Origin of the sequence: Streptomyces sp. NPDC127119 (genome assembly GCF_042677425.1) — a bacterium.
GTDB lineage: Bacteria > Actinomycetota > Actinomycetes > Streptomycetales > Streptomycetaceae > Streptomyces.
On sequence record NZ_JBHXTO010000181.1, the window covers coordinates 1 to 16,323 of the forward strand.

General features: G+C 67.5%; 5 protein-coding genes. 2 read left to right on the forward strand and 3 right to left on the reverse strand.

What is annotated here, in order from left to right; translation table 11 throughout:
* Window positions 1-154: 154 nt before the first annotated feature.
* Window positions 155-2,029 carry an AMP-dependent synthetase/ligase gene (locus ACFVH5_RS39970; protein WP_385838602.1) on the reverse strand — a complete coding sequence of 625 codons (1,875 nt, stop codon included), beginning with the start codon at window positions 2,027-2,029 and terminating at the stop codon, window positions 155-157.
* A gap of 236 nt (window positions 2,030-2,265) precedes the next feature.
* On the opposite strand from ACFVH5_RS39970, the gene ACFVH5_RS39975 reads away from it, so the two are divergent.
* Window positions 2,266-2,910, forward strand: coding sequence for a TetR/AcrR family transcriptional regulator (locus tag ACFVH5_RS39975; protein ID WP_385838603.1), 645 nt, complete (start codon window positions 2,266-2,268; stop codon window positions 2,908-2,910).
* Window positions 2,911-2,994: 84 nt separating this feature from the next.
* Here the strand turns inward: ACFVH5_RS39975 and ACFVH5_RS39980 are convergent, their stop codons facing one another.
* Window positions 2,995-3,600 carry a TetR/AcrR family transcriptional regulator gene (locus ACFVH5_RS39980; RefSeq protein WP_385838604.1) on the reverse strand — a complete coding sequence of 202 codons (606 nt, stop codon included), beginning with the start codon at window positions 3,598-3,600 and terminating at the stop codon, window positions 2,995-2,997.
* A 201-nt stretch (window positions 3,601-3,801) separates the two neighbouring features.
* Here ACFVH5_RS39980 and ACFVH5_RS39985 point away from each other — a divergent pair, with 201 nt between their 5' ends.
* Window positions 3,802-4,611 (forward strand): alpha/beta fold hydrolase, encoded by an 810-nt coding sequence (locus ACFVH5_RS39985; RefSeq protein ID WP_385838605.1) that lies wholly within the window; start codon window positions 3,802-3,804, stop codon window positions 4,609-4,611.
* A gap of 30 nt (window positions 4,612-4,641) precedes the next feature.
* Here ACFVH5_RS39985 and ACFVH5_RS39990 read toward each other — a convergent pair whose 3' ends face one another.
* On the reverse strand, window positions 4,642-15,984 hold the full coding sequence (locus ACFVH5_RS39990; RefSeq protein WP_385838606.1) for a hypothetical protein: 11,343 nt from the start codon (window positions 15,982-15,984) through the stop codon (window positions 4,642-4,644).
* Window positions 15,985-16,323 lie beyond the last annotated feature (339 nt).

A 16,323-nucleotide genomic window follows, 5' to 3' on the forward strand; every position in this document is an offset into this window, starting at 1 on the left:
TGACAATTCCCGTCTTCGCCCGGCAGACGGAAATTGTCAGACTGGCCCTAGCCCCTGCGTTCCGCTTCCCGTCCGCCGGGCACCGGCGGACGGCGGGCGCCCCCCTTCCGCGGAGTGGGGCGCCCGCCGTCACGCACACTTGGCTGCCCGGCGGTCAGTCCTCGTACAACTCCCCGAGCGCGACGGCGTACTTGTCCCGGATGACCCGGCGCTTCATCTTCAGTGACGGGGTCAGCTCCCCCGTGGCCGGGCCCCACTCCTCCGCGAGCAGCCGATACCGCTTGACCTGCTCGGTGCGGTTCAGCCGCGCGTTGGCCGCCGCCACCGCCCGGTCCACCTCCTCCCGTACGACCGGATGCGCCGCCAGGGACGTCAGGGCCCCGGGGCCGGAGTCCTTGTCGACGCCGTGGGCCTCGGCCCAGGCGGGGGCCGCCTCCGCGTCGAGCACCAGCAGCGCCACGAGGTAGGAACGGTTGTCGCCGTGCACCAGGGCCTGGCCGATCAGCGGGTGCTCCTTGAGGGCGTTCTCCACGAGCGCCGGGGAGACGTTCTTGCCCGTCGACGTGACGATCATTTCCTTCTTGCGGTCGGTGAGCCACAGATAGCCGTCGTCGTCGAGACGGCCGATGTCACCGGTCCGCAGCCAGCCCTCCTCGTCCACCACCGGCCCCACCGTGCCGTCCTCGCGCAGATAGCCGGAGAACACGGTCGAGCCGCGCACCTCGATCTCACCGTCCCCGGCGACACGGACCTCCACGGACGAGACGGGACGCCCCACCGAACCCAGCCGGAAGCCGGTGCGCGGGCTGTTGGTGGTCGCCACTCCGGTGGTCTCCGTGAGCCCCCACGCATCCATGATCACGATGCCGAATCCGGCCCAGAACCGCACCACCTCGATCGACATGGGAGCCGAGGCGCTGGCCGCCCAGCTGATCCGGTCAAGACCGCCCGCGGCCAGCAACGGCAGCAGCACCTCGGCCCGTTGCCGGGCATAGGCCTCTTCGAGCGCGGCGGGCGGCCGCTCGCCCCGCTCCCGGTACCCGACATGCTCCCGGGCCACCCGGGTGGCCTCCTCGATCGCCGCCTGCTGTTCCGCCGGCAGCAGCGGCAGTACGGCCCGGACGGCCGCCGCCAGCTTCTCCCAGACACGCGGTACGCCGAAGAACTGGGCCGGGCGCACCTTGCGCACGATCCCGGCCACGCCCGTCGGGTCGGCGCACAGGTGGACGTGCGAGGCGCGGTGGACGGGCAGGTAGATGCCGAGCATCCGTTCGGCGATGTGGGCGAAGGGCAGGTAGCAGATGTGCTCGACGTGCGGCGGCAGTTCGACCACCTCGTCCAGCGCCGACGCGTTGGCCAGCACATGGCGGTGGTTGAGGACGACACCCTTGGGCTCACCGGTGGTGCCCGAGGTGTAGACGACCGTCAGCGGGTCCTCGGGGCGTGCGGCGTCCAGGGTCTTCTCGAACCGCTCCGGCACCGGCTCCCTGCCCAGGGCGGCATAGGGGAAGTGGCCGCCCTCCTCGCCGGCTTCCACCACGACGATCCGGTCCAGCGGCACATCGCCTTCCGCCAACAGCGGCTCCCAGAGCGCCACTTGAGCGGACCCCTCGACGACGGCAACCCGGGCCCGGCAGTTGCGGGCGATGTGGGCGACCTGCTCGGGGGCCGAGGTGCCGTAGACGGTGACGGGTACGGCACCCAGGCGTACCAACGCCAGGTCGGAGAGCCAGTGTTCGGGCCGGTTGGCCATCATGAGCAGCACGTGGTCGCCGCGGCCAACTCCGAGTGCCGCGTAGCCCGCCGCGAGGCGGGTGGTGTGGTCCCTGGCCTGCGCCCAGGTCAGCGTGACCCAGCCGTTCTCGTCCGGTCCGGTGTCGTACGGGCCGGTGTCGTCCAGCCCCGTACCGCCCGGCGCCTGCCAGGAGAGGGCGGGCAGTCGGGCGTACAGACGCGCGTTGCGTTCCAGCAGCAGCGGCAGGGTCTGTTCGGCGGGGGGTCGTGCCGGGAGTTCGGTTGTCACAGCCACTCCTTGACGCGCTCCAGCAGACGGGCGGGTTCGGTTCGCACGGGCGTCACACTTACCTACTGAGCGTTCGCTAAGACAGTAGAAGTAGTGGAGGGAACGGTCAACGCCTCGGGACTGACCACCCTTGATACACGCTCGACCTCTTCCACTGATCGATCGATAAGCGGCCATTTCCCGCGCAGGGCATCCCGCCGACATACGATGTCACTCGCCACCGAGCCATCCGAGGAGCGCAGTTGAGCAGCGAACCGAGCCGGGCCGCCGTCGCCCCCGCGCAGCACTGGCGCTCGTACGGTCCGCTCGATCTGCACCCCATCCTCCTGCACACCATGGAGGCCTTCAACGAGCATGGCTACCACGGCACTTCGGTGCGGGACATCGCCTCCCGGGTCGGCGTCACCGTGCCCGCGCTGTACTACCACTACGAGAACAAACAAGCCCTGCTCGCCACACTGCTGGAGACGTCCATGAGGGACGTCCTGGACCGCTGCCGGGCCGCGGCGGCCGAAGCGGGCGACGATCCACTGCCACGCTTCTGCGGCATGGTGGAGTCGATCGTGCTCTACATGGCCAACCGCAAGGGCATGGCCTTCCTGGACACGGAGATCCGCAGCCTGGAGCCCGAGAACCGCGCGCGCTATGTGGCGCTGCGCGACTATCTGCAGCACATGCTGCTGGACACCGTCCGGGCCGGCATCCGCGAGGGCGCGTTCACCACACCGATCCCGGCGGACGCGGTGCGGGCGATCCTCATCATGTGCCAGGGCGTGGCCAACTGGTATCGCGCGGACGGCCCCTTGACCGCCGAGGAGGTCGCCGAGCGGCACGTCCTGCTCAGCCTCGGCACGGTGGGGTACGCGGGGCCGCGCACCGAGGGCTGAGCCCAAGGGCTGAGAGCCGAGGGCTGAGGGCTGGGCTTTACGGGTCGAGCGTCGCGCGTCGCGCGTCGATGAACGGCTCGGCCGTCACACCGGCGGGTGGGTGGCGGCGCGGGTCAGCGAGACCGCGGTCCGCACGGCGCTGGCGACGGCCTCGTCCGGTGCGAGCCCGCACAGGTCCGTGAGTACGAAGAGGGCTTCGGCGCTCACCACGACCGCCAGACCGCGCTTGAGCTGAGCGAACGCCTCCGGGTCGGCCGCACCGAGCGTGTCCTCCAGTGGGAGGAGCGCCTGGTCGATGAGCCCGAAGCGGATGCCGGGGCGGGCGGCCACCGCCTCGGGGCGGGTGACGGTGGCCGCGATCATCGCACGCACCGAACCCTGCCGGGCGAGGATGCCGCGGAGCAGATAGTCGCAGGCGAACGCGATGCGCTCGACGGGATCGGTGGAGCCCGCCACCGGGGCGAGCGCCTCCTCGGGAGGCGGCCAGGCACCGGCCAACGCCTCACTGATCAGCGAGGGAAGGTCGGGGAAGTACCGGTAGGCGGTGGCCTCGGAGACGAGGGCGGCGCGGGCGATCGCGGGCATGGTCACCTCGGAGCCCGCGTCGATCAACTCCCGTGCGGCCGACAGGATCGCCGTCCGCGTGCGCTGCTTCTGGTTGGTGCGGCCCGCACCGGCCTGGGTCGCCATCCCCGCGCTCCTTCTTCTCTCGTCGGCACTCGCACACCGTCACGGTCACGGTCACGGTCACGGTCACGGTCACGGTCACGGTCACTCACACGATAACAGCGGGTTCTCGATATGAGAGTTCACTTGCATGACGATACTCGACCTCCGTAAGCTCCTGAGAGTCGGCTCTCATGAAGAGAGCGCACACTTGAGGAGCACCACATGGCCGCCACCACCCACACGCTCAAGCTCGACCGGGGCACCGTCGACGTCACCGTCGACCTGCAGGGACAGGAGGGGCGCCCCTTCCTGCTGCTGCACGGGGGCGGCGGTCCGCAGACCGTCACCCCCTTCGCCGGCTTCCTGGCCGGGCAGCGGCCCGCGAGGGTGTTCACGCCTTTCCACCCCGGCTTCGGCGGCACGGTCCGCCCCGAGTGGCTGGCCGATGTCCCGACCCTGGCCCAGGTCTACGCCCAGCTGCTTGAGGAGCTGGACCTGCGGGACGTGGCCGTGGTGGGCAACTCCATCGGCGGCTGGATCGCCGCCGAACTGGCGGCCCTGGGCAGCGGCCGGATCAGCAGCGTCACCCTCGTCAACGCGGTCGGCGTACGCGTCGAGGGTCACCCGATAGCCGACACGTTCTCGCTCACGCCGCCCGAGTTGGCCCGCCTCTCGTTCCACGACCTCTCGAAGTTCCGCTTCGACCCGAACGCCCTCTCCGACGAGCAGCGCGCGGTCATGGGGGCCAACCGTGCCGCGCTCCAGGTCTACTCGGGCCCGCACGACATGGCCGACCCCACACTGACCGACCGCCTGGCCAGCATCGGCCACCCCACCCTGGTCGCCTGGGGTGCGAGCGACCAGGTCGTGGACTCCGCCTACGGACGCGCGTACGCGCAGGCCATCCCCGGCGCGGAGTTCCGCCTGCTGGAGGGCACGGGCCACATGCCCCAGTCCGAGACGCCGGAACAACTCCTGCCGGTGGTCTGGGACTTCGCGACCTCCCACACCGCGGACCGCACACACAACTGACCGGACGCCCCTCGGCGGCGAGGGACACGCTCAGGTCGTGTCGGCCCGCTGGATGCTGTCGCCGCTGTTGCCGATCGCGATGTACTGGCCGATGCGCCGGAAGTCGTTCATCACGCCGAACATGCTCTTGTCGGACGGCAGGAGCGCCCGGACGGCAGCGTCGTTGGGCAACCGGGCCAGCAGCATCTCCTTGTAGGCGTTGTAGACCCGCGCGGTGTAGTTGGGCTCCTTCGCCGCGTTCATCCGGTAGTCGTTGGTGAGCGCGATGGAGGCCAGGTCCATCAGATAGCAGTCGATCAGGTCCGTGACGTCCTGGGCCCGGGCCCCGTCCTCCCCGAGGCGGGCGTCCTCCGCCAGGACACCGGCCATCTTCAGGACGATGTCACGGTAGATCCGGTGCCGGGTGCTGCTGGGATAGGCGGCCATGATGTGGTCGGCCTGCCCCGCGCCCACGGTGCTCATGGTGCGCGGTGTCGCCAGATCGCCCAGGCCCGGTACCGCCAGCGGGACGTCCTGGAACATCTCCTCCTCGTCGGGGATGTCCCGGTTCCGGGAGGCGAGGGGGTGCAGGCCGATCTCGTGGGCCAGCATCCCCATGATGTGGCCGATGCCGTACTTCTCGAAGTAGTAGCTGGCCAGGTTGATGTCGACACCGGCGTCACCGCGGTCCGTCACGTCGGCCGGGGTCTCCGTCGTCCGCACATGCAGGGTGACCCGGACGCGACGGTCACCGACGTACTCCTTGATGGTGTCGTGCTTCCGGAGCAGATCGATGATGCGGACGGCCTTGTCGCGGTACGCCTCGTTCGTGTGCTTCAGGTTGGTGAACTCGAAGTTCCCCGAGGAGAAGGGGGCGTAGAGCGGCGCTGGTTGGACGGCTGCTTGGCCGGCCGCCGTGTTCGGGTCCTGCTGCATACGGGCCGGGACTTCGGTGCCGTCCGCGTGGTCGGTGCCGTCGGCCGGGCGGGGCAGGGAGACCGGGTCCACCCAGACCGCCTCGCGGAGGATCCCGTCGACCCCCTTGCGGGCCTCGTCCCAGGTCTGCGCGATGTCCGGCTCGCCCGGCTGAGTCCGCTCGGGCTCGGACGGCACGTCTCCGACCAGCGCGCCGAGCAGGGCCAGGTGACGTCCGCGGAGCCCGCCCGCAGCGAGCGAGGAGTCCTCGGGAGCAGCGTTCAGGTCACCCAGCAGACTGCCCGCGATGTGCGGGCGGTGCGGGGAATCCGCATCCCGGTACTCGTCCCGCAGACCGAGCTGATGGGTCAGCTCATGCACCATCTGTACGGGGTCGGCATCCGCCCACCACGTGACCTGATCCATCGCCTGGTCCCGGCCCGTCAAGTCCACGCTCAGGTGCGGGGACTCGGAAGCGTCGACCAGTTCGACGGTCACGTGCAGCAGGTCGCCGTTCGGGAGCCGATGACCGGGCTCGTTGAGGAACTCGTGCACTCCGGCGGAGAGTTGCTCGAAGGCGTGCGCCGCCTCCGCGTCCGTACCGCGCATCCGGATGCGAACCGTGAGGTCCGTGACCTGCTCTCCCTGGTACGAGAGCCGCCGGGCGTCGAAGCCCGACCGCACCACGAAGCGGGGGCGGCTGTCACGCGGGCCCACCATCTTCGGTGTACCGGCCAGGGCTTGTTCGATGCTCTCGCTGATCCCCTGCGCAGTGTCGGTGACCTGCCGGGTGTCGGTGACCTGCGGGAGCCGGGGGCGGGCCTCGCCCGTAGGGAGGGGCTGCTGGATGCTGTCTCCGCGGTTGTTGGTCGCGAGGTTGGCGGCCAGTGTGGCGAAGTCCCGTACGACACCGAACATCCCCTTGTCGGCGGGGAGCAGGCCACGGGCGGGACTGTCGGCGGCCATGCGTGCGGCGAACAGCGCCTTGTAGGCGTTGTAGACCTTGGCCGTGTTGCCGGGTTCCTTGGCCGCGTTCATCCGGTAGTCGCTGGTGATCGCGATAGACGCGAGGTCCATGAGGTAGGTGTCGATCAGGTCGGTGACGTCCTTGGCCTTGGCTCCCTCCACGCCGGCCTGCGCGGCCTCGGCCAGCATGTCGGCCATCTTCAGCACGATGTCGCGATAGATCCCGTGCCGGGTGCTGCTGGGGAACGCGGCCATGATGTGGTCGGCCTGGCCCGCGCTGTCGGTGTTCATCGTGCGCGGGGTCCGCAGGTCGCCCAGGCCCGGCACGGGCAGGGGGATGCCTCGGAACATCGACTCCTCGTCGGGGATGTCCCCGTTCCGCGAGGCGAGCGGGTGCAGGCCGATCTCGTGGGCCAGCATCCCCATGATGTAGCCGATGTCGTACTTCTCGAAGTAGTAGCTCGCGAGGTTGATCTGGACACCGGCGTCACCCAGGTCGCGTACGTCCGCCGGGGTCTCGGTCGTCCGCACGTGCAAGGTGATCCGGACGGGACGGTCGCCGACGTACGCGCTGATCGCCGGGTGCTCCCGCAGCAGTTCGATGATGCGGACGGCCTTGTCCCGGTACTTCTCCTCCGTGTGCTTGAGGTTGGTGAACTCGAACTTCCCCGACCTGAAGGGGGTGAGGGTCGGTTCGGTGGGGGTGGCGGGCGTGGGGGCCGGGGTTGAGGTCGGGGTCTCGCCGGTGCCCGTGTTGGTGCCGGTGTCGGACTGGGGCAGCCTTGGACGTGCTTCTCCGGGATTGGCTCCCGGGGTGGATTCCACGGTCGGTTCCGCGGTCGGTTCCGGAGCAACGGGCCGCTGGATGCTGTCACCGCGATTGTTGGTTCCCACGCTGGTGGCGAGCGCGGCGAAGTCACCCAGCACACCGAACCGGCCCTTGTCCCCCGGCAGCAAGGCCCGTACGGGACTGTCATCAGCGAGTTGCTGAGCGAACTGGCTCTTGTACGCGTTGTAGACCCGCGCCGTATACGCCGGATCCCGCACCGCCCGCGCCCGATGGTCGTTCGTGACCGCGATCGAGGCCAGATCCATCAGGTAGGTGTCGATGAGGTCGGTGACGTCCTTCGGCTTCGCACCCGCCACACCCACCCGAGCGTGCTGGGCCAGCACCTCCGCCATCTCCACCACGATGTCGCGATAGATCCCATGCCGGATGGTGTGCGGGAACGCGGCCATGACGTGGTCCGCCTGACCCGCACCCTCCGTGTTCATGAAACGCGGTGTGCTCAGAGTCTCCAGCCCCGGGACCAGCAAGGGCATGCCCTGATACAGCTCCTCCTCCTCGGGAATCTTCGAATTACTCGAAGCGAGGGGGTGCAGGCCGATCTCATGGGACAACATCCCCATGATGTAACCGATGTCGTACTTCTCGAAGTAATAACTCGCCAGGTTGATCTCGACACCGGCATCACCCAGGTCACGTACATCGGCGGGCGTTTCCGTCGTCCGCACATGCAAGGTAATCCGCACAGGACGACCGTTGACGAAACTCTTGATCGTGCCGTGCTCATCCAGCAACTCGACGATCCGAACCGCCTTGTCGACGTACCGGTCCGTCTGATTCAAGTTCGTGAACTCGAAGTTGCCCAGCTTGAACGGGCGGAGGACCGGCTCCGGCGCGGTCGGCGCCGCGTTCGAGTCCTGCAGCGTACGAGCCGGGACGTCGGTGACCGCGGTGTCACCGGTGGCGCTGGTGGACGGTTGGGGCAGGGAGACCGGGTCGACCCAGATCGCTTCGCGACGGACCTTCGTGGCGTCCTCGCGCACCTTGCGCCAGGTCTGCTCGGTGTCCTCCTGTGCGCCTTGCTCCGACGTCCCCGGGGTCACATCGCCGATCAGGGCACCCATCAGCGCCAGGTGTCGCCCACGGAGCCCACCGGCGGCCAGCGAGGAGTCCTCAGGAGCGGCGTTCAGGTCACCCAGCAGACTGCCCAAGATGTGCGGACGATGCGGGGCGTCCGCGTCCCGGTACTCGTCACGCAGACCGAGCTGATGGGTCAGCTCGTGCACCAGCTGGATGGGGTCGGCATCCGCCCACCAGGTGACCTGATCCATCGCTTGGTCCCGGCCCACCAGGTCCACGGTCAGATGCGGGGACTGTGAGGGATCGACCAGCTCGACGGTTACGTGCAGGAGGTCGCCGTTGGGGAGGCGGTGACCGGGGTTGTTCAGGAACTCATGCACACCTTCGCTGAGTTGCGCGAAGACGTTGGCGTGGACGTTCTGCCCGTCCGTGCCGCCGCGCATCGCGATACGGACCGTGAGGTCGGTGACCGGATCGCTGTCGTAGGTGAACCGCCGTGCGTCGAAATCGGAACGCACCACGAAACGGGGCCGCTTGTCCCGCGGCCGACTGGGACGCGGTCCCTTCGCTGACGTGGTGTCGGACGGCCCGCTCCGCGACCCGGACTCCGACTTGGTATCGCCCGGCGAAAGCCGCGGGCGCGTTTCGCCGGTCTCGGTGTTGCTCGGTGCCGGAGTGGCGGTCTGGATGCTGTCGCCCTGGTTGTTGAAGGCGACGCTGCTGCCCAGACCCAGGAAGTTGCTCGTGACGTTGTACCAGCTCTTGTCGGCCGGAAGCAGACTCCGTACGGGGCTGTCCTGCGCGAGCTGCGCGGCGAACTGTTCCTTGTAGGCGTTGTACACCTTCGCCGTGTAACGGGGCTCCCAGGCCGCGTCCTTGCGCTTGTCGTTGGTGAGCGCGATCGTGGCCAGGTCCATCAGGTAGGTGTCGATCAGGTCAGTGACATCCTTCGCCTTGGCACCCTCCTCACCTGTCCGCGCCTCCTCCGCCAGGTCATTGGCCATACCGAGCACGATGTTCCGGTAGATCTTGTGCCGGGTGCTGCTGGGGAAGGCGGCCATGATGTGGTCGGCCTGACCCGAGCCGACCGTGTTCATGGTGCGCGGCGGAGTCAGGTGCGCCAGCCCCGGAACGGTCAAGGGCACCCCGGCGAACATCGATTCCTCATCAGGGATGTTCGTGTCCTGCGAGGCGAGCGGGTGGAGACCGATCTCATGGGCCAGCATCCCCATGACGTAACCGATGTCGTACTTCTCGAAGTAGTAACTCGCGAGATTGATGTCAACGCCTGCGTCACCGCGGTCCGTCACATCGGCCGGGGTCTCCGTCGTGCGCAGGTGGAGGGTGATCCGGACCGGGCGGCCGTTGACGTAGCTGCGGATCGTGTCGTGCTTGCGAAGCAGCTCGATGATCCGGACCGCCTTGTCGCGGTACGCCTCGTTCGTGTGCTTGAGGTTGGTGAACTCGAAGTTCCCCGACTTGAACGGGGTGAGCGTCGGCTCGACGGCGGTGGCGGGCGTCGGGGCAGTGGTCGCGCCGGTGCCCGTGTCCGTGTCGGTGTCGGACTGGGGCAGCCTGGGACGCGCCTCGCCAGGATTGGCTCCCGGGGTGGGTTCCGCGGCCGGTTCCACGGTCGGCTCCGGAGCAACAGGCCGTTGGATGCTGTCGCCACTGTTGTTGGTCCCCACACGGGTGGCGAGCGCCGCGAAGTCACCCAGCACACCGAACCGGCCCTTTTCCCCCGGCAACAGGGCCCGTACGGGACTGTCGTCAGCGAGTTGCTCGGCGAACTGGCTCTTGTACGCGTTGTAGACCCGCGCCGTGTACGCGGGGTCCCTCATTGCCCGCGCCCGATGGTCGTTCGTGACCGCGATGGAGGCGAGGTCCATCAAGTAGGTGTCGATGAGGTCCGTGACGTCCTTGGACTTCGCACCCGCCACACCGACCCGAGCGTGCTGGGCGAGTACTTCGGCCATCTCCAGCACGATGTCGCGATAGATGCCATGCCGGATGGTGTGCGGGAACGCGGCCATGACGTGGTCCGCCTGACCGGCGCCCTCAGTGTTCATGAATCGGGGGGTGCTCAGGGTCTCCAGCCCGGGGACCAGCAGGGGCATGCCCTGATACAGCTCCTCCTCCTCAGGAATCTTCGAATTACTGGAGGCGAGAGGATGGAGGCCTATCTCATGGGACAGCATCCCCATGATGTAACCGATGTCGTACTTCTCGAAGTAATAACTCGCCAGGTTGATCTCAACACCGGCATCACCCAAGTCACGTACATCGGCGGGCGTTTCCGTCGTCCGCACATGCAAGGTAATCCGCACAGGACGACCGTTAACGAAACTCTTGATCGTGCCGTGCTCATCCAGCAACTCGACGATCCGCACCGCCTTGTCCACGTAACGGTCCGTCTGATTCAAATTCGTGAACTCGAAATTCCCCAACTTGAACGCAGTGAGCACCGGCTCGACAGCCGTAACCGTAGCCGGCGTCGGGGCCGGAGTCGCGTCGGTGTCGGACTGGGGCAGCCTCGGACGCGCCTCGCCGGGATTGGCCCCCGGGGTAGATTCCGCAGCCGGTTCCGGAGCAACGGGCCGCTGGATGCTGTCACCGCGATTGTTGGTTCCCACGCTGGTGGCAAGCGCGGCGAAGTCACCCAGCACACCGAACCGACCCTTGTCCCCCGGCAGCAAAGCACGTACGGGACTGTCATCAGCAAGTTGCTGAGCAAACTGCCCCTTGTACGCGTTGTAGACCCGCGCCGTATACGCCGGATCCCGCACCGCCCGCGCCCGATGATCGTTCGTGACCGCGATCGAAGCCAGATCCATCAGATAGGTGTCGATCAGGTCCGTGACGTCCTTGGACTTCGCACCCGCCACACCCACCCGGGCATGCTGGGCGAGCACCTCCGCCATCTCCACCACGATGTCGCGATAGATGCCATGCCGAATCGTGTGCGGGAACGCCGCCATGACGTGATCCGCCTGACCCGCACCCTCGGTATTCATGAAACGCGGTGTCGACAAGGTCTCCAGCCCCGGGACCAACAGGGGCATGCCCTGATACAGCTCCTCCTCCTCGGGAATCTTCGTGTTGCTCGAAGCGAGGGGGTGCAGGCCGATCTCATGGGACAACATGCCCATGATGTAACCGATGTCGTACTTCTCGAAGTAATAACTCGCCAGGTTGATCTCAACACCGGCATCACCCAAGTCACGTACATCGGCGGGCGTTTCCGTCGTCCGCACGTGCAGGGTGATACGGACGGGACGGCCGCTGACGAAACTCTTGATCGTGCCGTGCTCGTCCAGCAACTCGACGATCCGCACCGCCTTATCGACGTACCTGTCCGTCTGATTCAAGTTCGTGAACTCGAAGTTGCCCAGCTTGAACGGGCGGAGGACCGGCTCCGGCGCGGTGGGCGCCGCGGTCGGGTCCTGGGGCGTACGAGCCGGGACGTCGGTGGCCGTCGTGCCGTCGGCGGACCGGGGCAGGGAGACCGGGTCCACCCAGACCGCTTCACGACGGACCTTCGTGGCGTTCTCCCGGACCTTGTCCCACGTCTGCTCGGTGTCCTCCTGCGCGCCTTGCTCCGTGGGCCGTGGGGTCACGTCTCCGATCAGCGCGCCGAGCAGGGCCAGGTGCCGCCCGCGCAGCCCGCCGGCGGCCAGCGAGGAGTCCTCGGGGGCCGCGTTCAGGTCACCCAGCAGACTGCCCAGGATGTGCGGGCGGTGCTGGGAATCCGCATCCCGGTACTCGTCCCGCAGGCCGAGCTGGTGAGTCAGTTCGTGCACCAGCTGAATGGGGTCAGCATCCGCCCACCAGGTGACCTGATCCATCGCCTGATCCCGGCCCGCCAAGTCCACGGTCAGGTGCGGGGACTCGGAGGGGTCGACCAGTTCGACGGTCACGTGCAGCAGGTCGCCGTTGGGCAGCCGGTGGCCGGGGTGGTTCAGGAACTCGCTCACGCCCGCACTGAGTTGGCCGAACACCCGTGGTGTCTGATCCGCCGCTCCGCGCATGGCGATACGCACGGTGAGGTCGGTGACCGAATCGCCGTCGTAGGTGAACCGCCGCGCGTCGAAGCCCGATCGCACCACGAATCGCGGCCTGCTGTCGCGCGAGCCTCGCAACTGCGGCGTGGTGACGGGAGCTTGATCGATGCTCTCCTCGGCCTGTTGCGCGTTGTCGGCGGCTTGCGGGAGCCGGGGGCGGGCCTCATCCGTGGGCGGAGACGCGAGCGTCGGCGTAGGCGCGGGCGGCTGGATGCTGTCGCCGCGATTGTTGGTGACCACACTGGCGGTCAGCGTCGCGAAGTTCCGCACGACACCGAACATCCCCTTGTCGGCGGGCAACAGGGCTCGGGCCGGGCTGTTCGCGGCCATGTGCGCGGCGAGCAGCCTCTTGTACTCGTTGTAGACCTTGGCCGTGTTGCCCGGTTCCGTCGCGGCTCTCAGCCGGTGGTCGCTGGTGATCGCGATGGAGGCCAGGTCCATGAGATAGGAGTCCATCAGGTCCGTGGCGTCCTGGAGCTTGGCTCCCGGCACCTGCGCCTGTGCGAACTCCGCCATCATCTCCGCCATCTTCACCACGATGTCGCGGTAGATCCCATGCCTGGTGCTGCTGGGATAGGCGGCCATGATGTGGTCGGCCTGACCCGAGCCGACCGTGTTCATGGTGCGCGGCGGCGTCAGATCCGACAGCCCCGGAACGGCCAAGGGCACCCCGGCGAACATCTCCTCCTCGTCAGGGATGTTCGTGTCACGGGACGCCAGAGGGTGCAGGCCGATCTCATGGGCCAGCATCCCCATGACGTAACCGATGTCGTACTTCTCGAAGTAGTAACTGGCCAGGTTGATCTGAACGCCGTCGTCGCCCAGGTCACGTACATCCGCCGGAGGCTCGGTCGTCCGTACGTGCAAGGTGATACGGACGGGACGGCCGCTGACGTACGCACTGATCCTCGGATGGTCCCGCAGCAGTTCGATGACCCGGGTCGCCTTGGTCCGGTACCGCTCGTCCGAACTCTTCAGATTGGTGAACTCGAAGTTCTCCATCACGAAGGGCCCGGGGGCGGGCGCGGCAGCGGTGTCAGGTGTCGTGTTCGCGTTCTGCAGCATGTGTGCCGGGACGCCGGTGGACGCGGTGTTCTCGGTACCGTCCGTCGGCTTCGGCAGAGACACCGGGTCGACCCAGATCGCTTCGCGAAGAACCTTCTTGGCGTCCTCGCGCACCTTCTGCCAGGTCTGCTCGGTGTCCTGCTGTGCGCCTTGCTCCGAGGGCCGCGGAGTCACGTCCCCGATCAGCGCACCCAACAGCGCCAGGTGCCGTCCGCGGAGCCCACCGGCGGCCAGCGAGGAGTCCTCGGGGGCCGCGTTCAGGTCACCCAGCAGACTGCCCAGGATGTGCGGGCGGTGCGGGGCGTCCGCGTCCCGGTACTCATCGCGCAGACCGAGCTGATGGGTCAGCTCGTGCACCAGCTGGATGGGGGCCGCATCCGCCCACCAGGTCTTCTGATCCATCACCTGGTCCCGGCCGGTCAAGTCCACGGTCAGGTGCGGTGACTGCGACGGATCGACGAGTTCGACGGTTACGTGCAGGAGGTCGCCGTTGGGGAGGCGGTGACCGGGGTTGTTCAGGAACTCGTGCACGCCTTCGCTGAGTTGCGCGAAGACGTTGGCGTGGGCGTGGGCGTTCTGCCCGTCCGTGCCGCCGCGCATGGCGATACGGACCGTGAGGTCGGTGACCGGATCGCCGTCGTAGGTGAACCGCCGCGCGTCGAAGCCCGACCGCACCACGAAACGGGGGCGCTTGTCCCGCGCCCTTCCTGGACGCGGTGAGCCGGCCGGTCCGGTGTGCGGTGCCGCATGCGTGCCGGTTCCGGTCAGCCGCGGAGGCGTCTCGCCTGTGTCGGTGGTGCTCGGTGCCGGCGTGGCGGTCTGGATGCTGTCGCCCTGGTTGTTGAAGGCGACACTGCTGCCCAGACCCAGGAAGTTGCTCGTGACGTTGTACCAGCTCTTGTCGGCCGGAAGCAGACTCCGTACGGGACTGTCCTGCGCGAGCTGCGCGGCGAACTGCTCCTTGTAGGCGTTGTACACCTTCGCCGTGTAACGCGGCTCCCAGGCCGCGTCCTTGCGCTTGTCGTTGGTGAGCGCGATCGTGGCCAGGTCCATCAGGTACGTGTCGATCAGGTCAGTGACATCCTTCGCCTTGGCACCCTCCTCACCTGTCCGCGCCTCCTCCGCCAGGTCACTGGCCATACCGAGCACGATGTCCCGATAGATCTTGTGCCGGGTGCTGCTCGGGAAGGCGGCCATGATGTGGTCCGCCTGACCCGCACCTTCCGTACTCATCGTGCGCGGCGTCTTCAGATCGGTCAGGCCCGGAACGGCCAGCGGCACTCCCGCGAACATCGACTCCTCGTCGGGGATGTTCGTGTCCCGGGACGCGAGGGGGTGCAGGCCGATCTCATGGGCCAGCATGCCCATGATGTAACCGATGTCGTACTTCTCGAAGTAGTAACTCGCGAGATTGATGTCGACGCCTGCGTCACCGCGGTCCGTCACATCGGCCGGGGTCTCCGTCGTCCGCAGGTGGAGAGTGATCCGGACCGGACGGCCCCCGACATAGGTGCGGATCGTGTCGTGCTTGCGAAGCAGCTCGATGATCCGGACCGCCTTGTCGCGGTAACCCTCGTTCGTGTGCTTCAGGTTGGTGAACTCGAAGTTCCCCGACTTGAACGGGGTGAGCGTCGGCTCGACAGCGGTAGCGGGTGTCGTGGCCGACGTCGGGGCCGGAGTCGCGTCGGTGTCGGACTGGGGCAGCCTCGGACGCGCCTCGCCGGGATTGACCCCCGGGGCGGATTCCACAGCCGGTTCCGGAGCAACAGGCCGCTGGATGCTGTCACCGCGATTGTTGGTTCCCACGCTGGTGGCAAGCGCGGCGAAGTCACCCAGCACACCGAACCGGCCCTTGTCCCCGGGCAGCAAGGCCCGTACGGGACTGTCATCAGCAAGTTGCTCGGCGAACTGACTCTTGTACGCGTTGTAGACCCGCGCCGTATACGCCGGATCCCGCACCGCCCGCGCCCGATGATCGTTCGTGACCGCGATGGAGGCGAGGTCCATCAAGTAGGTGTCGATGAGGTCGGTGACGTCCTTCGGCTTCGCACCCGCGACACCCACCCGGGCGTGCTGGGCGAGCACCTCCGCCATCTCCAGCACGATGTCGCGATAGATCCCATGCCGGATGGTGTGCGGGAACGCGGCCATGACGTGGTCCGCCTGACCCGCACCCTCAGTGTTCATGAAACGCGGGGTGCTCAGAGTCTCCAGCCCCGGCACCAGCAAGGGCATGCCCTGATACAGCTCCTCCTCCTCAGGAATCTTCGAATTGCTCGAAGCGAGGGGGTGCAGGCCGATCTCATGGGACAACATCCCCATGATGTAGCCGATGTCGTACTTCTCGAAGTAGTAGCTGGCGAGGTTGATCTCGACACCGGCGTCACCCAGGTCACGTACATCGGCGGGCGTTTCCGTCGTCCGCACATGCAAGGTAATCCGCACAGGACGACCGTTGACGAAACTCTTGATCGTGCCGTGCTCATCCAGCAACTCGACGATCCGAACCGCCTTGTCCACGTACCGGTCCGTCTGATTCAAATTCGTGAACTCGAAATTCCCCAACTTGAACGCAGTGAGCGTCGGCTCGACAGCGGTAGCGGGTGTCGTGGCCGACGTCGGGGCCGGAGTCGCGTCGGTGTCGGACTGGGGCAGCCTCGGACGCGCCTCGCCGGGATTGACCCCCGGGGCGGATTCCACAGCCGGTTCCGGAGCAACAGGCCGCTGGATGCTGTCACCGCGATTGTTGGTTCCCACGCTGGTCGCAAGCGCGGCGAAGTCACCCAGCACACCGAACCGGCCCTTGTCCCCGGGCAGCAAGGCCCGTACGGGACTGTCATCAGCAAGTTGCTCGGCGAA

Excerpts from the sequence above, each read along its gene's own strand:
- ACFVH5_RS39985 (WP_385838605.1), top strand. The coding sequence starts at position 3,802 with ATGGCCGCCACCACCCACACGCTCAAGCTCGACCGGGGCACCGTCGAC.
- ACFVH5_RS39980 (WP_385838604.1), bottom strand. The coding sequence starts at position 3,600 with ATGGCGACCCAGGCCGGTGCGGGCCGCACCAACCAGAAGCAGCGCACG.